The following is a 19,921-nucleotide window of genomic DNA, read 5'->3' on the forward strand; positions in this document are numbered from 1 at the left end:
GATCTGCGGGCCTGGAACATGAACGCGGACCCCGTCGATGATCAACAGGATCCGCGTTGCACGTCGTTCAGCTCTGCGCGGGTGTCTTCGGCGGCGGCGGGATCAGTTCTGCGTCGCGCACCTCGAACGTTTCGCCGTCCGCGTACTGCAGCGCGGTGATCTTGCCCGCCGCGCGCAGGTCGGCCTCGCCCGCACGGACCCGGTCGGTGATCTCGGCCGGCCCGGCGAAGGTCACCGAACTCACCTCGGCACGCATGCCCATCTTGGCGTCCGACTTCGCCTTACGGACGCCCGCGAGCGCCTGACCGACGGCGCCGAGCACCGTCGGGTCCCCGTCGGTTCGGAGTTCCTCGAGGCTCGGCCACGCCTGCCGGTGCACGCTGCCCTCCTGCCACCACGACCAGACTTCCTCGGTCGAGTAAGGCAGGAACGGGGCGAACAGACGAAGCAGCGTTTTCAGCGTCAGGCGGAGCGTGGCGCGGGCGCTCGCCGCCTCCGCCTCGCCCTGACCGCCGTACGCGCGGTCCTTGACCAACTCGATGTAGTCGTCGCAGAAGGTCCAGAAGAAGGTCTCGGTGACCTCGAGGCTGCGGGTGTAGTCCCAGGTCTCGAAGCCCTTGGTGGCCTGCTCGACGACCTCGCGCAGGTTCGCGAGCACCGACCGGTCGAGTTCGTTGGTGATCGGGGCGTCGTCGGCCACATCGCCCATCGTGAGCGCGAACTTGCTTGCGTTGAGCAGCTTCATCGCCAACCGCCGACCGACCTTCATCTGGCTCTCGTCGTAGGCCGCGTCGACGCCGAGGCGTCCGGCGAGCGCCCAGTAACGGACGGCGTCCGCGCTGTGCTGGCGCAGCACCTCCTCGGGCGTGACCGCGTTGCCCTTCGACTTGCTCATCTTCTTGCGGTCGGGGTCGAGGATCCAGCCGTTGATCGCGGCGCCGGTCCACGGGACCGTGCCGTTCTCGAAGTGGGCGCGGACGACGGTCGCGAACAGCCAGGTGCGGATGATGTCGTGGCCCTGCGGACGCATGTCCATCGGGAAGATCTTCGCGAAGAGTTCCGCGTCGTTGCGCTCACCGGCGTTGCTCGCGACCGGCCACCCCGTCGCGATCTGCGGAGAGAGGGACGAGGTCGCCCAGGTGTCCATGATGTCGGGGTCGCCGACGAATCCGCCTGCCACACCTCGCTGTTCGGCGTCGTACCCGGGCGGGACGTCAGTCTGGGGGTCGACCGGCAAGGTCTCTTCCGCGGCGAGGATCGGGTGGTCGTAGTCGGTCTCGCCCTCTGCATCGAGCGGGTACCAGACCGGGAACGGCACCCCGAAGAAGCGCTGTCGGCTGATCAACCAGTCGCCGTTGAGCCCGCTGATCCAGTTGGTGTAGCGGCTGCGCATGAACGCGGGGTGGAAGTCGATCTCCTGGCCACGCGCGATGAGTTCGTCCTGCAACTCCTTGCTGCGTCCGCCGTTGCGGATGTACCACTGCCGGCTGGTCACGATCTCGAGCGGCTTGTCGCCCTTCTCGAAGAAGTTGGCCTTGCGCTGCGTCTTCACCGGCTCACCGATCAGATCGCCGCTCTCGCGCAGGGCGGTGACGACCGCCTCGCGGGCCGAATGCACCGTTTTGGTCGCGAGCTGCTCGACGTAGAGGGATTCTCCGGCGCCGCCGGTGATCCACTCCGGAGTCTCACCGCTGATACGGCCGTTGCGCGTGATGATCGAACGGATGGGCAGCTGCAGTTCGCGCCACCACATGACGTCGGTGAGGTCACCGAAGGTGCAGCACATCGCGATGCCCGCGCCTTTGTCCGGCTCCGCCGCCTGGTGGGCGAGCACGGGGATCTCGACACCGAACAACGGGGAGGTGACGGTGGTGCCGAAGAGGTCCTGGTACCGCTCGTCGTCCGGGTGGGCGATGAGGGCGACGACGGCAGGGATGAGCTCCGGACGGGTCGTCTCGATCTCGACCGTGCCGCCGTCCGGCTTGTGGAAGCTCACCTTGTGGAACGCGCCGGGGTAGTCGCGTGCTTCCAGCTCGGCCTGGGCGACCGCGGACTGGAAGGTGACGTCCCAGAGTCCGGGCGCCTCAGCCTGATAGGCCTCGTCGCGTTCGACGTTGCGCAGGAAGGCCTGCTGTGCCACGGCGCGTGAACGGTCGTCGATCGTGCGATAGGTCTGGCTCCAGTCGATCGACGCGCCGAGAGTGCGGAACATCGACTCGAACGACTTCTCGTCCTCGGCCGTGAGCTCTTCGCACAGCGGGATGAAGTTGGCACGGCTGATCGGCACCTGGTCGGCGGCCTTGACCGACTTGCCCTCGGCGCCCTGCAACGGCGGGGTGAAGTTCGGGTCGAAGGCGGCACCGTGGTCACCGCGCACGCCGTAGTAGTTCTGGACGCGGCGCTCGGTCGGCAGGCCGTTGTCGTCCCAGCCGATCGGGTAGAAGACCTCCTTGCCGAGCATCCGCTGGTAGCGCGCCATGCAGTCGGTGTGGGTATACCCGAAGACGTGGCCCACGTGCAGGCTGCCGCTCGCCGTCGGCGGGGGTGTGTCGATCGAGAAGACCTGCTCACGTGGCAGCGACAGCGCACGCTCGCGGTCGAACGCATACGTTTCCTGCTCCTGCCATACCGCTCCCCACTTGTCCTCCAAGCCGTCGACGGTGGGCTTGTCGGGGACCCTGGTGGGCGTGGCGTTGGCGTCAGTCATGCGGCCTATGTTCCCATCCGCCCGGGGTGCGTTTCACCCGGGTTTCGAGTGCTCGGCGCCTCGCACCGACCGCCGTGCTCCCTCGTCCATCCCCTTGTACGCCCGCGCTGCGGCGATGCGCTGGTTAGCATGTGGCGCATGAGCATCACCGTGCAGCGTTTCCTCGACACCTACGCCCCCGACTCGGACGTCGAGGTGCCCGGCCGCGCCTTCCTGGAGTACGCGGCGCAGCACGCGCCGCAGGAACTTGTGGAGTTGTGGAGCACCCACGGCCTGGGCTTCTACGGCGAACAGCGCATCGCGCTGGTCGACCCGGCCGAGTGGACGCCGGTGCTGCAGCGCTGGCTGGGCAGCGACGTCCGCAGCATCCCGTTCGCCGTGACCAGCTTCGGTCACGTCTACCACGTGGAGGGCGACGGCCCGGTGCAGTGCCTCGACCCGCACTTCGTGACCAACAACTTCGTCGCGCCCGATGTCGTCGGATTCTTCAACGACCACCTGCCGAGCTCGTCCTCGCACCTGGCCGATCTCGAAGGTCCGCGCGGGGGCGCTCGTTCGCAGTTCGGTGAACTCGACGAAGGACAGATCTACTGCTTCAACCCGCCGCTCAGCCTCGGCGGGCACGTCGGCCCCGACACCCTGGATCTCGCCGACGGCATCGCAAAGCTCACCGAGATCCACGAAGGCACCGCAGCCAACCGCTGACCCTCCGCGAACCTACTGTTTCGCCGAACCCACTGAGTACACCCAATAGGTTCGGCCGGGAAGTAGGACGTTCGCCGGCGGGTTGGAGAAGCTGCCCGATGCAGGCGTAGACTGCGCAGCAGAAGCGTCCGAGCCGTCATCAGCGGCGAGCTTCCGGAAGAACAGAGCGCGAGCTCCCAGTAGACCCGGACGGGACGAGCCCGTCACAGCTCACGAACAAGCGGTCGCAGCATCTGCTGCGGCAAAGCGGGGTGGTACCGCGGTGCTGCCGGACGATTCCGGCGACGTCGTCCTCGATCGATGACCGAGTTGATGATCACGCGAAAGAGACGCACCCGATGGCGTACCCCAAGGTCGACCTCACCGCCGACTCCGGCGAGTCCACCGGCACCACTGCAGCTACCACGGCCGCCGGTGTCTCCTCGACCCCGAACTTCCCGGCGATCGAGCAGGCAGTGCTGCGCTACTGGGACGAGGACGGCACCTTCCGGGCGTCCGTCGAGCAGCGGGACGCGGGCGTCGACGGGGCCAACGAGTTCGTCTTCTACGACGGTCCGCCCTTCGCCAACGGGCTGCCGCACTACGGCCACCTGCTCACCGGCTACGCCAAGGACGTCGTCCCGCGCTTCCAGACCATGCGTGGCAAGAAGGTCGAGCGCCGGTTCGGTTGGGACACCCACGGTCTGCCCGCCGAACTCGAGGCGATGCGCCAGCTGGGTCTGAAAACCAAGGACGAGATCCTGGCGATGGGGGTCGAGAAGTTCAATGCGGCCGCGCGCTCGTCGGTGCTGAAGTACACCGACGAATGGGAGGCCTATGTCAACCGCATGGGCCGCTGGGTCGACTTCGAGAACGACTACAAGACACTCAATTCCACCTTCATGGAATCGGTGCTGTGGGTGTTCAAGCAATTGCACGACAAGGGCCTGGCCTATGAAGGCTTCCGGGTGCTGCCGTACTGCTGGAACGACGAGACCCCGCTGTCGAACCACGAACTGCGCATGGACGACGACGTCTACCAGATGCGCCAGGACCCCGCGGTCACTGTGGGATTCCGTTGCGGCAGCGGTGAACTCGAAGGTGCGTACTTCCTGATCTGGACCACCACGCCGTGGACGCTGCCGAGCAACCTCGCGGTGATGGTGCACCCCGACATCGACTACGTCGTGGTCGAGTCCGACTTCACCGGTAGCACCGAGCGCTACGTCATCGCCGAGGCGCGGGTGCAGAGCTACGCCAAGGAGTTGTTCGGCGACGCCAAGGCCGAGTGGGCCGACAAGGTCGTGCGCCGCCTCAAGGGCCGCGACATGTTCGGCGCCACCTACACGCCGCCGTTCTCCTACTACCTCGGCCACGAGAACTCCTTCCGGGTCGTCGAAGCCGACTTCGTCACCACCACCGACGGAACCGGGCTGGTGCACAGCGCCGGTGCATTCGGCGAGGACGACATGATGGTCACCGACCGGGAGGGCATGGCCCCGGTGATCCCGGTCGGGCCCAACGGCGCGTTCACCTACCCGGTGGCGGAGTACGAAGGCATGCAGGTCTTCGACGCCAACCCGCATGTCATCGACCACCTGCGGGCTGCCACCCGTGGCGACGGCGAGCGTGGCGCGGTCACCGAGGGCACCGTGCTGCTGCGGCGCGAGACCTACGACCACAGCTACCCGCACTGCTGGCGTTGCCGTAACCCGCTGATCTACATGGCGGTGTCGTCGTGGTTCGTGTCAGTCACCTCGATCAAGGAGCAGCTGCTGGCCAATAACCAGCAGATCAACTGGGTGCCCGGCAATGTCAAGGACGGCCAGTTCGGCAAGTGGCTGGAGAACGCCCGCGACTGGTCGATCTCACGAAACCGCTTCTGGGGCAGCCCGATTCCGGTGTGGAAGTCGGACAATCCGGAGTACCCGCGGGTCGACGTCTACGGCTCCTTCGCGCAGTTGGAGGCCGACTTCGGCACCCTGCCGAAGAACACCGACGGCGAACCCGACCTGCACCGTCCGTTCGTCGATGAGCTCACCCGTCCCAACCCCGACGACCCGACCGGGCGGTCCACGATGCGCCGGGTGGAAGACGTGCTGGACGTATGGTTCGACTCCGGTTCGATGCCCTACGGCCAGGTGCACTACCCGTTCGAGAACGCCGACTGGTTCGAGCACCACTACCCGGCCGACTTCATCGTGGAGTACATCGGTCAGACCCGCGGCTGGTTCTACACGCTGCACGTGCTCGCCGGCGCGCTGTTCGACCGTCCGGCGTTCGAGAACGTCATTTGCCACGGCATCGTGCTCGGCTCCGACGGCCAGAAGATGAGCAAGTCGCTGCGCAACTACCCCGACGTCAACGAGGTCTTCGACCGCGACGGCGCGGACGCGATGCGCTGGTTCCTGATGTCCAGCCCGATCCTGCGCGGCGGCAACCTGATCGTCTCCGAGGAGGGCATCCGCGGCGGCGTGCGTCAGGTGATGCTGCCGCTGTGGAGCAGCTGGTACTTCTTCAGCCTGTACGCGAATGCCGCCGGGTACGAGGCGAAGTGGTCAACAGCGTCCACCAACGTGCTGGACCGCTACTTGCTCGCCAAGACCCGCGTGCTGGTGCACCAGGTGCAGGACCAGTTGGACGCGTACGACGTCGCGAGTGCGTGTGACTCGATCGCCGCCTTCGCCGACGTGCTCACCAACTGGTACATCCGTCGTTCCCGTGACCGGTTCTGGTCGGTGGGCAAGGACGCCGACGAAGAGGCCTTCGACACCCTGTACACCGTGCTGGAGACGCTGACCCGCGTCGCCGCGCCGTTGTTGCCGTTCACCGCCGAGCAGGTGTGGCGTGGCCTGACCGGAGGACGTTCGGTGCACCTGACCGACTGGCCGGTCGCGGACGACCTGCCGGCCGACGACGCACTGGTCACCGCGATGGACCGCGTCCGTGCGGTCTGCTCGACCACCTCGAGCCTGCGCAAGGCGGAGAACCTACGCGTACGCCTGCCGCTCGGCGGGCTCACCGTCGTGGTGCCCGACCCCGCGGCCATCGAAGGTTTCGCCGCACTGATCGCGGACGAGGTCAACGTCAAGAAGGTCGACCTGGTCGACCTGGCGGATGCGTCCGAGGAGGACTTCGGTCTCACCCGTCGACTCACCGTCAACGCCCGTGCGGCCGGACCGCGTTTGGGCAAGGACGTTCAGCTCGCGATCAAAGGCAGCAAGAGCGAGGACTGGTCGGTCGCCGACGACGGCACGGTCACCAGCGGTGGTCTGGCCCTCGAAGAGGGCGAATACACGCTCGAAACCGTTGTCTCCCAGGGTGCTTCGCAGGCCAAGGCGCCCGCCATGCTGCCGGGTGGCGGGTTCGTCGTGCTCGACACAGAGGTCTCCGACGCGCTGCGCTCGGAGGGCATCGCCCGCGACGTCGTCCGCGGCGTCCAGCAGGCCCGTCGCGAGGCCGGCCTCGACGTCAGCGACCGGATCAGCGTCGCGATCATCGGTGACGAGCCGGTGTGGCAAGCCGTGCTGGAGCACCAGGGCCTGATCATGGGCGAGACCCTCGCCGTCCAACTCGGTGCGGCCGGCGGTGACCAGGTGTTGCCGAACGCCACCCCGATGACGCTGTCCGACGGACTGAAGGCGAGTGTCGCGCTGAAGAAGGTCGACTCCGGAGCCCGGTCGTGAACCAGGCGCCGGCCGCGGTGATCCGGCAGGCCGGGGGAGAGGACCTGCAGGCGGTCATCGAGGTCGGGCTGCGCACCTGGCCCGCCACCTACGCGCCCATCGCCGGCAAGGACTACGTCGCGATGGGGCTGTCGAAGTGGTGGACCGACGAGGCGACGATCCCCGCGATCCGAGCCGGACGCGTCCTGGTCGCCGAGGTGGACGGCGAGATCGTCGGCATGACCTCGTTCGGCCCACTCGACGGACACTTCATGATCTGGAAGCTGTACGTCGTCCCCGAAGCCCAGGGCGCCGGGCTCGGACACCGCCTGCTCACCGCGGCGATCAATCGCGCGCACAGCGAGGACTACGAGCAGGTCCGTCTGTCCTACCTGGTCGGCAACGATCACGCGGCGACGTTCTACGAGCGTCACGGATTCGTGGAGTACGAGCGCGAACACGGCGGTTCCGGCATCCCGGACTCGATCTGGGTGCGGCTGCAACTGCGCGACCCCAAGATGCGCAACCCCAAGGAGAACGACCGATGACCCCACGTCCTGACGCCGCCCAACTCGAGGCCGCGCGCAAGCTCGAGGTGCACAAGCGGATCCGGGAGATCGAAGCCGAGATCCTCGCGCGTACCCCGGAGAACAATCCGGAGCCCTCGCTCGACCGGGTCGCCGAGTGCGTGACGTTGATGGGGGACCCGCAGCACAACTTCCCGATGATCCATCTGACCGGCACCAATGGCAAGACCACGACGACGCGCATCATCGAGCGGATCCTGCGGGAGATGGGTCTGTCGACCGGACGGTTCACCTCACCGCACCTGCACGACATGCGTGAGCGGATCTCCTTGAACGGCATGCCGATCGAACCGCAGCGGTTGATCGACGTCTACGACGACGCATTGCCCTTCATCGAGATGGTCGACCAGAAGTCGCAGGCCGCGGGTGGCCCGCGGATGACCTACTTCGAGGTCATGGTCGTGCTCGCCTATGCAGCCTTCTCGGATGCGCCGGTCGACGTCGCGATCGTCGAGGTCGGCCTGGGGGGAGTGTGGGACGCCACCAACGTCGCCGACGGGAAGGTGTCGGTGATCACCCCGATCTCCGTCGATCACCAGCGCCTGCTCGGCAACACGGTCGAGGACATCGCCACCGAGAAGCGCGGCATCATCAAGCCCGACTCCATCGCGATCGTCGGACGCCAACTGCCCGAGGCCGACGAACTCATCCGGGAACGAGCCCAGGAGGTCGACGCCGAGCTCGAACGCGACGGCATCTCCTTCGGCATCACCGAACGCGAGACCGCGGTCGGCGGTCAGCAGATCACCGTCCAGGGCCTGGCCGGTCAGTACGCCGACCTGTTCCTGCCGCTGTTCGGGGAGCATCAGGCTCACAACGCAGCCATGGCGATCGCCGCCGTCGAGGCGTTCATCGGCGGCGGGGAACAGCCGCTGGACCGCGACGTGCTGCAGACCGCGCTGGCCGAAGTGAGCTCTCCGGGACGGCTCGAGATCGTCCGCCGCTCACCCACGATCGTGGTCGACGCCGCGCACAACGGCGGCGGCGTGCTCGCGCTGCGCGAGGCGATGAACGACTCGTTCACCTTCACCCGGCTCATCGGACTTGTGGCGATCATGGGCGACAAGGACGCCGAATCGATGCTCGAGCAGTTGGAGCCGGTGCTGGACGAGATCGTGGTGACCCGCAACTCCTCGGCGCGCTCGATGAGCCCGCGCGATCTCGGTGAGCTCGCCACCGAGGTGTTCGGAGCGGACCGGGTGCACGTCGAGCCGCATCTGGTGGCGGCGATCGACAAGGCCGCGAATCTCGCCGACGAACAGGGCGGTGTCGGCGGTGGCGTACTGGCCACCGGCTCCGTCGTGACGGCCGCCGACGTCCGCGCTGCACTCGGGGTGACCGACACGTGAGGGACGTCTTCTTCCACGGCGTCGGGGAGAAGATGACGCGGCGCTTCGCCGCCATCGTGATCGGCTCGCAATCGCTGGTGGTCTTCTTCGGGGCACTCGTGGCCTACGGCATGGCGAAGGCGCAGGACGATTCCTCGCACACCACCTACCTCGTCGTCGGGTGCGTGCTCGCCGTGCTGTGCATCGTCGCCGCCGGCGCGATGCGTCGTCCGTGGGGTGTGACGCTCGGATGGGTCATCGAAGTGGCTACCCTGGCAGCGGCATTCATCGTTCCGATGATGTTCTTCGTCGGTCTGGTCTTCGGTGCTCTGTGGATCACCGCGCTCGTCCAGGGTCGGAAGATGGACCGACTGACCCGTGAATTCTCCGGAGCTTCGTAGTGGACTTCTTCCAAGCCATGGTGCTCGGCATCGTGCAGGGACTCACCGAGTTCCTGCCGATCTCGTCGTCGGCGCACCAGTTGATCGTCAGCCGGTTGTTCTTCGACAACGACGGCGGCGGGGCGGCCTTCACCGCCGTCACACAGCTGGGCACCGAGACGGCCGTGCTCGTCTACTTCTGGCGCGACATCGTCCGCATCATCAAGCAGTGGGCCTTGTCGTTGGTCGGCAAGGTGCCGAGGAGCGACCCTGACGCGCGCATGGGTTGGTGGGTCATCATCGGCACCATCCCGATCAGCGTGCTCGGAGTCCTGCTGAAGGACGTCATCCACGGGCCGGTGCGCAACCTGTGGGTCACCGCGACGATGTTGCTGGTCTTCGCCCTGGTCATCGCGGTCGCCGACTCGACCGCGTCGCAGCGCAAGACGCTGGAGAACCTCAACGCGCGTGACGGTGTCATGTTCGGACTGGCCCAAGCGTGCGCGCTGATCCCGGGTGTCTCCCGCTCGGGCGGAACGATCGCCGGTGGGCTGTTCATGGGGTACCGCCGCGAGGACGCCGCGCGCTACTCGTTCCTGCTCGCCATCCCGGCCGTGCTCGCGTCCGGCTTCTTCGAACTCGCCGACATCGCCGGTAAGCCGAACCCGGACGGATGGTGGCCGATCGTCATCGCGACCGTCATCTCCGGACTCATCGGGTACGCGGTCATCGCCTGGCTGCTGCGCTACATCTCGACCCACGACTTCAAGGCGTTCGTCTTCTACCGGATCATCCTGGCGATCATCCTGTTCGTGCTGCTCGGCTTCGGTGTGATCGACAGCGCCCCGCCGGTGGCGTGACGACGCGGTGTCCTAGGCTCTGCACCGTGAGCGAGCAGATCGAACGCACCCTGGTCATCGTCAAGCCCGACGGCTACCGCCGTGGACTCACCGGGGAGGTGCTGCGGCGCATCGAGGCCAAGGGCTACACCCTCGCCTCCCTGCAGGTGATGACGCCCGATCGCGAGCGACTGGCTCAGCACTACGCCGAGCACGAAGGCAAGCCGTTCTACGAACCGCTGGTCGACTTCATGAGCAGCGGTCCGGCCACCTTCGTGGTCGTCGAGGGTCAGCGCTGTATCGAGGGCTTTCGTACGCTTGCCGGAGCGACCGATCCGACGGCGGCGCTTCCCGGCACCATCCGCGGTGACCTCGGTCGTGATTGGGGCAAGAAGGTGCAGGAGAACATCGTGCACGGCTCGGACTCGCCGGAATCCGCAGAGCGGGAGATCGGCATCTGGTTCGCCTGATCACTTTCGGAGCAACGCACGGGGCCCGTCACCGATCGGTGACGGGCCCCGTGCGTATCCCGGACGTGGGGTGGGTTCAGCCAGCTGCTTGATCACGGGTGGAGGACAGGTCGTCCAGCCCGGCGATCGCCTTCTCCAACAGGGTGGCCAGCTGCTCGCGCTGCGGCCCGGTGAGGCGGGCCAGCACGTCGGACTCCAGCAGGTCGCTTTCGCGGATGACCTGTCGGAAGGTCTCCCACCCGGTCGTGGTCAGCGTGACCAGCACCCGCGTGCGGTTGGTGGGGTCGGGGCTGCGCTCGATGAGCCCGCGCTCGGCCATCTTGTCCAGGCGGTGCGTCATCGACGACGGGGCCACTGCCACCACCTCGGCGAGTTGGGACGGCGTGACGGCGGTGTCGCGCGGCTGCAGGGCGAGGTTGGACAGCACCGACCACTCGCCGCTGGTCAGACCGACCTCGGACAGGCTCACCGCGTACCACTGGGACAGCTTGCGGGTGAGACCCTGAACGGCCGTGATCACCCGCTGGACCTGCTCGTTGCCGCCCGCTTCGACGTACGCCGCGACCTCGGCCTCGTACTCCTGACGAACCGACTTACGTCTCGATTTGGAAGGACTCATCCCCTCAAGTGTGCCACCGCTGCGGCTCTGCTGCGCACGACGTCCGGCCCACCGGGCAGCGATTGTCGGAACCGGGCCAAAAACGGGTCCCCAGCGCGGGTGCTGAAGTACCCCGGTGTTCAGCAGGTGACGCTGGTCGACCTCGACCCGGCCGTCGTCCGCCTGGCCAGCGGGCCTACTGGAACATCCAGGCCACCTTGCGCAGTGTCGGCCTGAAGACCGCCGCCTATCACGTCGATGTGCCGAGCTTCGGGGACTGGGGATTCCACCTCGCCGCGCGCAGCACGCCGCGGGTAGCGGTGCCAGGCGATGCACCTGCGATGAGGTTCGTCGACCCGCGGGTGCTCCTCGCGGTGCAGACCTTCCCGTCCGATCGGGCACAGCTCACGATGCCGCCGTCGACCCGGTTGCACCCGGCCATCCTCGACGCGATCAAGGGGTCGTACCGCGGGTACTGAAGGGGCAACCGGCGCAGCCAATTACGATCAGTTGGTGACCCGACGACTGCTGCCCACCGGGCGTGACCTAGCAGTCGATCTCGGCACCGCCAACACCGTCGTCTACGCACGCGGGAGCGGCGTCGTGCTCGACGAGCCGTCGGTCGTCGCGCTCGAAGTAGGCACCGGACGGCTCATCGCGGCCGGATCCAAGGCCCGCGAGATGCTCGGCCGGACGCCCGGCCACGTCGACGTGATGAGGCCGCTGCGCGACGGGGTGATCAACGACGCCGACGTCGCCGAACGGATGCTGCGCTACTTCATCGCCCAGGTGCACCCGTCCCGACTGCTGCGTCCGCGCATGGTGGTGTGCGTGCCGAGCGAGGTCACGGGGGTCGAACGCCGGGCGCTGGAGGATGCGGCCACCCGTGCCGGCGCCCGCCGGGTCTACGTGATCGAGGAAGCGATGGCGGCTGCGCTCGGCGCCGAACTCCCGGTCGAAGCGGCCAAGGCGAGCATGGTGCTCGACATCGGCGGCGGCACGACGGACGTCGCCGTGATCAGCCTCGGCGGCATCGTCCAGGCCCGCTCGATCCGGGTGGGCGGCGATGAGATCGACGAGGCGATCGTCGCGTTCGTGAAGAACGAGTACTCGTTGCTGCTGGGGGAGCGCAGCAGCGAGGACATCAAGGTCGAGATCGGATCGGCGTTCCCGCTGCGTGAAGAACGCACCATGCGGGTGCGCGGGCGCGACCTGGTGAGCGGCCTGCCCAAGACGGTCACGGTCACCTCCCAGGAGGTGCGGCGGGCGATCGACGTGCCGCTGCTGCAGATCTGCGAACTGGTGCGCGCGACGTTGGACGTCTGCCCGCCCGAACTGGCCGGCGACGTCCTCGATCACGGCATCGTGCTCACCGGCGGCGGGTCACTCCTGCGCGGCATCGACGCGCGATTGCGCCATGAACTCGGCGTACCGGTGCGCGTGGCCGATGAGCCGCTGCGCTCGGTCGCTCGCGGTGCGGGACGATGTGTCGAGGAGTTCGGCACCCTGCAGCGAGTGCTGGTAGACAGCAAGCGGTACTGACTTCTCCGCCCTCGAATCCACTCGTGTCCTGCAACCCGGAAGGAACCCGATGAGCCCCTCCCGCGCCTTCGAACTCGACCGCGCCCACGTCTTCCACTCCTGGTCGGCTCAGCGCAAGATCAACCCGATGGTGGTCGACCGCGCCGAGGGCTCCTACCTGTGGGACGACGAGGGCAAGCGTTACCTGGACTTCACCTCGCAACTGGTGTTCACCAACATCGGTCACCAGCACCCGAAGGTCGTCAAGGCGATCCAGGACCAGGCGGCCAAGCTGTGCACCATCGCGCCGGCGCACGCGAACGCCGAGCGTTCCGAGGCTGCTCGCCTGATCGCCGAGATCGCACCCGGTGACATGAACCACACCTTCTTCACCAATGCCGGCGCGGAGGCGATAGAGCACGCGATCCGGATGGCGCGGCTGCACACCGGACGCATTAAGGTGTTGACCCGCTACCGCAGCTACCACGGGGGCACCCAGACGGCTCTCAACGCCACCGGCGACCCGCGCCGCTGGGCCAGCGACTACGGCAACGCCGGGGTCGTGCACTTCCGCGGTCCGTTCCTGTACCGCTCGCAGTTCCACGCCACCACCGAGCAGGAGGAGTGCGAGCGCGCGCTGGCCCACCTGCGCAGCACCGTCGAGTTGGAGGGTCCGTCCACGATCGCGGCGATCCTGCTGGAGACCATCCCCGGCACCGCCGGCATCATGCCGCCGCCGCCGGGATATCTGCAGGGTGTGCGCGACCTGTGCGACGAGTTCGGCATCGTCTACATCGCCGACGAGGTGATGGCCGGTTTCGGCCGCACCGGCAACTGGCTGGCGCTGGACGACCACGGCGTGGAACCCGACCTCATCACGTTCGCCAAGGGCATCACGTCCGGATACATCCCGCTCGGCGGTGTGATCGTCGGGCCGAAGGTGTTCGAGTCGTTCGCCGAGAAGCCCTATCCGGGTGGCCTGACCTACTCCGGACACCCGTTGGCGTGTGCCACCGCTGTCGCCACGATCAACGCGATGCGCGAGGAGGGGATGGTGCAGAACGCCCGCCGCCTGGGCGACGACATCATCAGGCCGGCCCTGCAGAAGATGGCGGGCGACCATGCCTGCCTCGGCGATGTACGCGGTGTCGGCGCCTTCTGGGCGCTGGAACTGGTGCGGGACAAGGAAACTCGCGAACCCCTCGCACCGTACGGCGGATCGAGCCCGGCGATGGACGCGGTCGTCGCCGAGTGCAAGAAGAACGGTCTGCTGCCCTTCGTCAACTACAACCGGATCCACGTCGTGCCCGCCCTGAACATCCCCGACGACCAACTGCGGGAGGGGCTAACCATTCTCGACGCCGCTCTCGAGGTCGGGGACGCGCAGGCTCAAGGCTGAGATGGCGTTCCGGCCACAGACCCGACGGCGGGTCCTCGCCGTCGGCCTGGCCGGGTGCCTGGCGATCGCCGTCGTCGACCAGGCGGCGCCCTCGGCGACCGCCCCGCTGCGCCGAGCGGCCGCCGAGATCGTCTCTCCGGTACAGGACGTGTTCACCGGCCACGACGACGAGATCGCGCGGCTCACGCGCGAACGGGACGAGGCCCGGCGGTCGTCCGCAGACACGAGATCGAACGCTGCCGACCTCGCCGCGTTACGGACGTTGCGCGGATCGGCGGCGGCCGACGGTCGCACCTTCGTCGCGGCGCAGGTCATCGGGTTCACCCCCGGAGTCACTGTCGGCAGGTTGAAACAGGTCACCATCGATGCCGGGTCGAGCGACGGTGTCCGGACCAACCTCACGGTGATAGCGGCCGGAGGTCTTGTCGGCCGGGTCGTCTCGGTGAGCACCCGTTCGGCGACCGTTCAACTGCTGACCGACCCGTCCAGCGTGGTCGGCGTACGGGTGGGGGACGACCGGCTGCTCGCCTCGCTCGCTTCCACCGCCCCCGCAGGACTGCCCGGCCGTGAAGCAGGACTGCTCACGGTACGGATCGCCGGTCTGACGCCGGCGAAGGTCGGAGACCGGGTCACCACCCTCGGCAGCATCGAGGAGACCCCGTTCGTGCGCGAGGTTCCGGTGGGCACGGTGGTCGCCGTGGATCCCGACCGTGGACAGGGCGGCCCGACCGCGGTCGTCCGACCGGCGGTCGACCCGACGCGCCTCGACCTCGTCGGCGTCGTGTTCCCTGCGGGCAGTGTTCCCGCGCGTCCGGCGATCCGGGGCGGCTCGTGATCCCCAGCCGACTCACCGTCCTGCGGGCGCTGCTGTTGTCGCTCGCCGCGCTGCTCACCGTCACCGTGCTTCCGTCCGGAGGTGTGCCGGCGGATCTGGTGCTCGTCCTCGTCGTCGCAGTGGGCCTGAGTTCCGGCACTCAGGCCGGTGCGCTGTTCGGCCTCGCGGCCGGGCTGACGGTCGACCTGGTGCCACCGGGTTCGGCACCGCTGGGCCTCACCGCCCTGATCCACGCTGCTGTCGGTGCCGGCTGCGGGGTGCTTCAGCGCTCGGTGCGTGCCTCGATCCTGGTGCCGATCGTCACCGTGGCGCTCGCGGCCACCGGGATCCAGTTGCTGCGTCTGCTGACCTCGCTCGTTGCCGGGCAGACGCCGAACCTGACCCATGCATCCGCATTGATCGTCTGTACCGCACTGGCCGGCGCGGTGATCGTGCCACTGGTGATCCGAGCGGAGTCCTACCTGGTCGCAAGAGGTCTGGCGTGAGGTGGCGTCGCGACTCGATCGAGTATCCGCGTGGCTACCGGGCGAACGTCGCAGCGCCGTACACAGCCCGCATCTGGGCGATCCTGGTCATCACCGTGCTCGTGCTCGGCGTGCTCGCAGGACGATTGTTCCAGTTGCAGGTGGTCGACGGCCCCGCGATGAAGCAGGCCGCACAACGGATCAACACGCGCACCGTCGACGCCCCCGCGACCCGTGGCCGCATCCTGGCCGCGGACGGGACACCGCTGGTCACCAATGGTTCCACCTGGGTGCTCACCATGGACCCGACGACCCTCGCCGAGAGTCGGGACGGTGGGCGCGCGGTCCTCACCCGCGTCCAGCGCCTGATCGGCGGTGACGTCGAGGAGATGCTCGGGCGCACCAAGGCGTGCGGCACCAAGGACGCCCCGCCGGCACCGGTATGCTTCTCCGGCAGCCCCGTCGAACCAATACCCGTGCTGAGCAACGTCGACCCCGGGCTGTCGATGACACTGCTCGAGCGTCCGGAGGACTTCCCGGGACTGGCTGTGCGTCAGCAGCAGGTACGCCGGTTCCCGGCACCGTCGGCAGTGAATGCCGCTCAGGTGATCGGCTACCTCGGACGTACCAATGCCGCCGACCTGCAACGTGATTCGTCGCTCAACGCCGCTGACCTGCTCGGCCGCAGCGGACTGGAGTCCAGCTACGACAAGGTGCTGCGCGGCACCTCCGGACGCACCGTGCTGGCTGTCGACGCGCGCGGACTGCCGGTCAGGACGGTCAGCACCACCCCGGCCGTCGGTGGCCAGGACGTCCTGACGCACCTTGACGTGCCGGTGCAACGGGCCGCCGAGTCCGCACTCGCCGAGACGATCGGTCGGTTGCGCACGGCGAAACGACCGGTGACCGGGGGAGCGGCTGTGGTCCTGGACGCGTCCTCCGGGGCTGTGGTTGCGATGGCCAGCAACCCGACGTACGACCCACTCGTGTGGACCGGGGGCATCACCGCGGCGCAGTACCGCAAGCTCAGTGATCCGAAGGCACACAATCCGCTGACCAACCGGGTGATCGGAACTCTGCAACCACCGGCGTCCACGTTCAAGGTGGTCACCATGCCGGCGGCCATCGCGTCCGGCGTCGACCCGAAGGGGCGGTACGAGTGCTCCTCGCAGGTGACGGTCGGCAGCCGGGTCTTCAAGAACTACGAGTCGGCCGCCTTCGGCGCCATCGACATGCCGGCGGCCCTGCAGGTGTCGTGCGACACGGTGTTCTATCGCTGGGCGTTCGCCCGTTGGATCTCCGAGGGAGGTCTGAAGGGCGACGTGAGCAAGACCGGTCCGTACTCGCAGATGGCCAAGCAGTTCGGCTTCGGCCGACGCACGGGCATCGACCTGCCCGGTGAAGTGGCGGGCAATGTCCCCAGCCGCGCGTGGAAGCTCGAGCGTTGGAACACCACGAAGGCATCGATGTGTCGCCGGGCCAAGAGCGGCTACCCCGAGGTCTCTGACACGAAGCAGGCTGAGTACTTCAAGCAGTTGGCGCAGGAGAACTGCTCCTACGGTTATCAATGGCAGGCCGGCGACGCGGTGAACCTCTCGATCGGACAAGGAGACATGCTCGTCACGCCGCTGCAGCTGGCGGTCGGGTATGCAGCCGTCGCGAACGGCGGCACCATCTGGCAGCCGCAGGTCGCCGCGGCCACACGCACCTCGGACGGTTCTGCCGCCTCACGGATCTCGCCGGTCGCCAACGGGCGGCTCGTGTTGTCGGCCGCCGCTCAGACGGTTCTCACCGACGGGTTGCGTCGCGTCGTCACCGAACCGACCGGCACCGCGCACCCGGCGTTCGTCGATTTCCCCGACGACTACCCCATCTCGGGCAAGACCGGCACCGGTGAGGTGTACGGAAAGGACGCCACCGCGTGGTTCGCCTCGTACGGCCCGAAGACCAGGAGCGGCAAGCAGTACGTCGTGGTGGTCATGATCGAACAAGGCGGTCTCGCAGCGCGAGCTGCGGTGCCGGCTGCCCGCCAGATCTGGGACGTGTTGCGCACCCGCCCCTGAGTTCGCGATGTGCAGGGTGGTTCATGGGCTCGGCACGGGCGAGTAGAATGATTCTGCGCATCAGTGAGGGGAAAGCCGGTCCAAGTCCGGCGCTGACCCGCAACCGTAGGTTCCTCGGCAACGAGGAACGAGCCGGAGCTCCTTAGCCGATGTCAGCTCACATCCCCGTCGAGGTCTACGGGCGAGCGCCGAACTTCTTTCGGCGGCCCGCGCCCAGGGCCGTCTGGAAGAAGGAACCATGACTCTCCTCACCACCGCCCGTGCGGGTTTCGCGGGCACCGCGACCCTTGCCGCATTTGCGCTCGCCGTCGCGCCGGCCCACGCCGCCACCACCCCTGATGACGCCGCGTCCGCCTTCGTGGTGGGCCAGCTCGCCGCGAAGGGCAACTACCTGAACGCCGAGTTCGGTGGCGAGAGCTACCCGGATTACGGCCTCACGATCGACGCTCTGCTCGGTGTTGCCGGTACCAGCACCGGCACGGCGCAGATCTCCAAGACCGCCGACTGGTTGGTCGCCAACGGCACCTCGTACTACGGAGCCGGTTCCGAGGCGTATGCCGGGTCCCTTGCCAAGCAGGTCGTGATGCTGCAGGCCACCGGCCGTCCCTCCGGCGCCCTGCTGACCAAGCTCAAGAGCATGCAGACCGCCGCGGGTCGTTTCAGCGACAAGTCCGAGTACGGCGATTACTCCAACACGATCGGCCAGTCGTGGGCCTTGATCGCGCTCAAGCGTTCCGGTGAGACGGTCCCGACCAAGGCGATCGACTTCCTGGTCGCGCAGCAGTGCGCCGACGGTGGCTTCCGTCTCGAACTCGGCGCAGCGAAGTGCACCAGTGACTCCGACGTGACCTCGTTCGCCGTGCAGGCTCTCGCGGCCAACGGCCGCACGACCGCGGTGTCGAAGGCCGCCGGCTACCTGGCCACGCAGCAGGTTGCATCGGGTGGAGTGCGCGGTGGCACCTCGACCGAGAGCCCCAACTCCAACAGCGCCGGACTTGCCGCCGTGGCCTTCACCCTGGCCGGCCGCACCGACAACGCGGCGAAGGCGACCGCCTTCGTGAAGACGCTCCAGTTCGGCTGCTCGGCGCCCGCTGCGCTGCGCGGTGCGATCGCCTACGACAAGCCGGCCTTCGATGCGAAGATCGCCGCCGGCTCCCGCGCGGTGGTCACCGACCAGGAGACGCGCGCGACCCCGCAGGCGATGCTTGCGCTCACCCTCACGCCCTACGTCCGGACCATTGCGGGCGGCTCCGCCGGTGTCGCGGCACTGGACTGCGGAACGAACCCGACCTCGTCTCCCACGGCTACGGCTTCGCCGAGTTCGACCTCGAGCCCCTCGAGCTCGACATCCACCACGACGTCCACCACGACGTCCACCACGACGTCCACCACGACATCCAGCACGACATCCAGCACGACGACGACCTCGGCCGGTACTGCGACCACGTCCTCGACCACGTCGATCGTCACCGGTCCGCCGGTCGTCACCGACGGTCCGACCTCCTCGGACGGTGGAGCGGACCTCGGCGTGCTGGCCGGCGTCGGCGCGTTCTTCGCAAGCATCGGTGCGGGGGCAGTGGCTCATGGCCGTCGTCGTCGCTGATTCCCGTACGCGGGTCTGGGCGCGACTGTTGGCTGCGCTCACGCTCGCATTCGCTCTCGTCGGCGTCGCTCCCGCACATGGGCAGGCAAGCAGCTCGGTGCGGACCGCCGCTGCGAGTTGCTCGGGTGTGACCGTGGTCGTGCAGTACACCGGGGGAGCCAGCACCCGCTGCGCCCCGGGCTCCTACGGCTCCGCGCTCGATGCATTGCGCGCGGCGGGACACACCCCGCAGCGGGCGCAACTGCAGCCCGGCTACTTCCTGTGCCGGATCGACGGCAACCCGACCTCCGACCCGTGCATGCGCACTGCTCCGGCCAGCGCCTACTGGGCCTTCTTCCACGGCCGCGCGGGCTCGGGGTGGACCTACTCCAACACCGGTGTCGCCACGTTCTCGGCTCCGGCCGGCACCTGGATCGGCTTCCGGTTCGGGTCCGGGGGAGCGCCTTCGGTGGTGCCTTCGGCGCCGAAACCGACCGCTACCCCGACGCAGACTCCGCGACCGAGCACCACGGCGCCGCGGCCGTCGACCAGCAGTTCGACGAGCAGGCCGACGAGCAGGCCGACGAGCAGGCCGACAAGCACTGCGCCCCGTACGTCGTCGACCGCGTCACGTCCGACGTCGAGTTCGAAACCGTCGTCTACTGCGGGCCGCCCGGCGGGAACGCAGCCGAGCTCGACAGCGTCCGCGGCCTCGCCGAAGCAGAGCGCTTCGGCGTCCTCGAGGGCTTCGAAGAGCGCTGCGGCACAGTCGAATTCACCCAAGGGATCCACGTCGGCG

The 19,921-nt window shown here is 67.9% G+C and carries 17 protein-coding genes and 1 riboswitch; of the genes, 14 read left to right on the forward strand and 3 right to left on the reverse strand.

Annotated elements, in window-relative coordinates; translation table 11 throughout:
• Nucleotides 1-67: 67 nt before the first annotated feature.
• A complete protein-coding gene (gene valS, locus EU513_RS05540; RefSeq protein ID WP_129624893.1) occupies nt 68-2,707 on the reverse strand; it encodes a valine--tRNA ligase in 2,640 nt (879 codons plus the stop codon).
• 138 nt (nt 2,708-2,845) lie between these two features.
• Between valS and EU513_RS05545 the strand changes: the two genes are divergently transcribed.
• The 7 genes from EU513_RS05545 to ndk all read left to right on the forward strand — a co-directional run bounded on the left by EU513_RS05545 (nt 2,846) and on the right by ndk (nt 10,660).
• Nucleotides 2,846-3,412: a GAD-like domain-containing protein gene (locus EU513_RS05545; RefSeq protein ID WP_168990161.1), complete on the forward strand. Its 567-nt coding sequence runs from the start codon at nt 2,846-2,848 to the stop codon at nt 3,410-3,412.
• A gap of 338 nt (nt 3,413-3,750) precedes the next feature.
• Nucleotides 3,751-7,077, forward strand: coding sequence for an isoleucine--tRNA ligase (ileS, locus tag EU513_RS05550; RefSeq protein ID WP_129624895.1), 3,327 nt, complete (start codon nt 3,751-3,753; stop codon nt 7,075-7,077).
• Nucleotides 7,074-7,604: a GNAT family N-acetyltransferase gene (locus EU513_RS05555; RefSeq protein ID WP_129624896.1), complete on the forward strand. Its 531-nt coding sequence runs from the start codon at nt 7,074-7,076 to the stop codon at nt 7,602-7,604. The genes ileS and EU513_RS05555 overlap by 4 nt, the downstream gene beginning before the upstream one ends.
• Nucleotides 7,601-8,992 (forward strand): folylpolyglutamate synthase/dihydrofolate synthase family protein, encoded by a 1,392-nt coding sequence (locus EU513_RS05560; RefSeq protein WP_129624897.1) that lies wholly within the window; start codon nt 7,601-7,603, stop codon nt 8,990-8,992. The genes EU513_RS05555 and EU513_RS05560 overlap by 4 nt, the downstream gene beginning before the upstream one ends.
• Nucleotides 8,989-9,372, forward strand: coding sequence for a DUF4233 domain-containing protein (locus EU513_RS05565; RefSeq protein WP_239702110.1), 384 nt, complete (start codon nt 8,989-8,991; stop codon nt 9,370-9,372). Before EU513_RS05560 ends, EU513_RS05565 begins: the two co-directional genes overlap by 4 nt.
• Nucleotides 9,372-10,211 carry an undecaprenyl-diphosphate phosphatase gene (locus EU513_RS05570; protein ID WP_129624898.1) on the forward strand — a complete coding sequence of 280 codons (840 nt, stop codon included), beginning with the start codon at nt 9,372-9,374 and terminating at the stop codon, nt 10,209-10,211. The genes EU513_RS05565 and EU513_RS05570 overlap by 1 nt, the downstream gene beginning before the upstream one ends.
• A 26-nt stretch (nt 10,212-10,237) precedes the next feature.
• Entirely contained in the window at nt 10,238-10,660 is a 423-nt protein-coding gene (gene ndk, locus EU513_RS05575; RefSeq protein WP_129624899.1) for a nucleoside-diphosphate kinase, read from the forward strand.
• A gap of 76 nt (nt 10,661-10,736) precedes the next feature.
• Here ndk and EU513_RS05580 read toward each other — a convergent pair whose 3' ends face one another.
• Complete coding sequence (locus EU513_RS05580; protein ID WP_129624900.1) at nt 10,737-11,279, reverse strand: MarR family winged helix-turn-helix transcriptional regulator; 543 nt, start codon at nt 11,277-11,279, stop codon at nt 10,737-10,739.
• Nucleotides 11,280-11,476: 197 nt separating this feature from the next.
• Between EU513_RS05580 and EU513_RS05585 the strand changes: the two genes are divergently transcribed.
• The 7 genes from EU513_RS05585 (at nt 11,477) to EU513_RS05615 (ending at nt 19,143) form a co-directional block, all read left to right on the forward strand.
• The gene (locus EU513_RS05585) at nt 11,477-11,737 is read left to right on the forward strand and encodes a hypothetical protein (RefSeq protein WP_129624901.1); all 261 of its coding nucleotides are present in this window, start codon (nt 11,477-11,479) and stop codon (nt 11,735-11,737) included.
• A 34-nt stretch (nt 11,738-11,771) separates the two neighbouring features.
• On the forward strand, nt 11,772-12,800 hold the full coding sequence (locus EU513_RS05590; RefSeq protein ID WP_281279542.1) for a rod shape-determining protein: 1,029 nt from the start codon (nt 11,772-11,774) through the stop codon (nt 12,798-12,800).
• 49 nt (nt 12,801-12,849) lie between these two features.
• Complete coding sequence (locus tag EU513_RS05595) at nt 12,850-14,178, forward strand: aspartate aminotransferase family protein (protein WP_129624902.1); 1,329 nt, start codon at nt 12,850-12,852, stop codon at nt 14,176-14,178.
• 1 nt (nt 14,179) lies between these two features.
• Entirely contained in the window at nt 14,180-15,013 is an 834-nt protein-coding gene (gene mreC, locus EU513_RS05600) for a rod shape-determining protein MreC (RefSeq protein WP_129624903.1), read from the forward strand.
• Nucleotides 15,010-15,498, forward strand: coding sequence for a hypothetical protein (locus EU513_RS05605; RefSeq protein ID WP_129624904.1), 489 nt, complete (start codon nt 15,010-15,012; stop codon nt 15,496-15,498). The genes mreC and EU513_RS05605 overlap by 4 nt, the downstream gene beginning before the upstream one ends.
• Complete coding sequence (gene mrdA / locus EU513_RS05610) at nt 15,495-17,540, forward strand: penicillin-binding protein 2 (RefSeq protein WP_240795932.1); 2,046 nt, start codon at nt 15,495-15,497, stop codon at nt 17,538-17,540. The genes EU513_RS05605 and mrdA overlap by 4 nt, the downstream gene beginning before the upstream one ends.
• Nucleotides 17,541-17,614: 74 nt before the next feature.
• Nucleotides 17,615-17,677, forward strand: a riboswitch (cobalamin riboswitch).
• Nucleotides 17,678-17,778: 101 nt separating this feature from the next.
• The gene (locus tag EU513_RS05615; protein WP_129624905.1) at nt 17,779-19,143 is read left to right on the forward strand and encodes a prenyltransferase/squalene oxidase repeat-containing protein; all 1,365 of its coding nucleotides are present in this window, start codon (nt 17,779-17,781) and stop codon (nt 19,141-19,143) included.
• 363 nt (nt 19,144-19,506) lie between these two features.
• Here the strand turns inward: EU513_RS05615 and EU513_RS05620 are convergent, their stop codons facing one another.
• The gene (locus tag EU513_RS05620; protein ID WP_129624906.1) at nt 19,507-19,914 is read right to left on the reverse strand and encodes a hypothetical protein; all 408 of its coding nucleotides are present in this window, start codon (nt 19,912-19,914) and stop codon (nt 19,507-19,509) included.
• Nucleotides 19,915-19,921 lie beyond the last annotated feature (7 nt).

Origin of the sequence: Yimella sp. RIT 621 (assembly GCF_004146205.1) — a bacterium.
Classification (GTDB): domain Bacteria; phylum Actinomycetota; class Actinomycetes; order Actinomycetales; family Dermatophilaceae; genus Yimella; species Yimella lutea.

Coding starts and splice junctions, on each gene's coding strand:
- valS (WP_129624893.1), bottom strand. CDS start 2,707: ATGACTGACGCCAACGCCACGCCCACCAGGGTCCCCGACAAGCCCACC.
- EU513_RS05545 (WP_168990161.1), top strand. CDS start 2,846: ATGAGCATCACCGTGCAGCGTTTCCTCGACACCTACGCCCCCGACTCG.
- ileS (WP_129624895.1), top strand. CDS start 3,751: ATGGCGTACCCCAAGGTCGACCTCACCGCCGACTCCGGCGAGTCCACC.
- EU513_RS05560 (WP_129624897.1), top strand. CDS start 7,601: ATGACCCCACGTCCTGACGCCGCCCAACTCGAGGCCGCGCGCAAGCTC.
- EU513_RS05580 (WP_129624900.1), bottom strand. CDS start 11,279: ATGAGTCCTTCCAAATCGAGACGTAAGTCGGTTCGTCAGGAGTACGAG.
- EU513_RS05595 (WP_129624902.1), top strand. CDS start 12,850: ATGAGCCCCTCCCGCGCCTTCGAACTCGACCGCGCCCACGTCTTCCAC.
- mreC (WP_129624903.1), top strand. CDS start 14,180: ATGGCGTTCCGGCCACAGACCCGACGGCGGGTCCTCGCCGTCGGCCTG.
- EU513_RS05615 (WP_129624905.1), top strand. CDS start 17,779: ATGACTCTCCTCACCACCGCCCGTGCGGGTTTCGCGGGCACCGCGACC.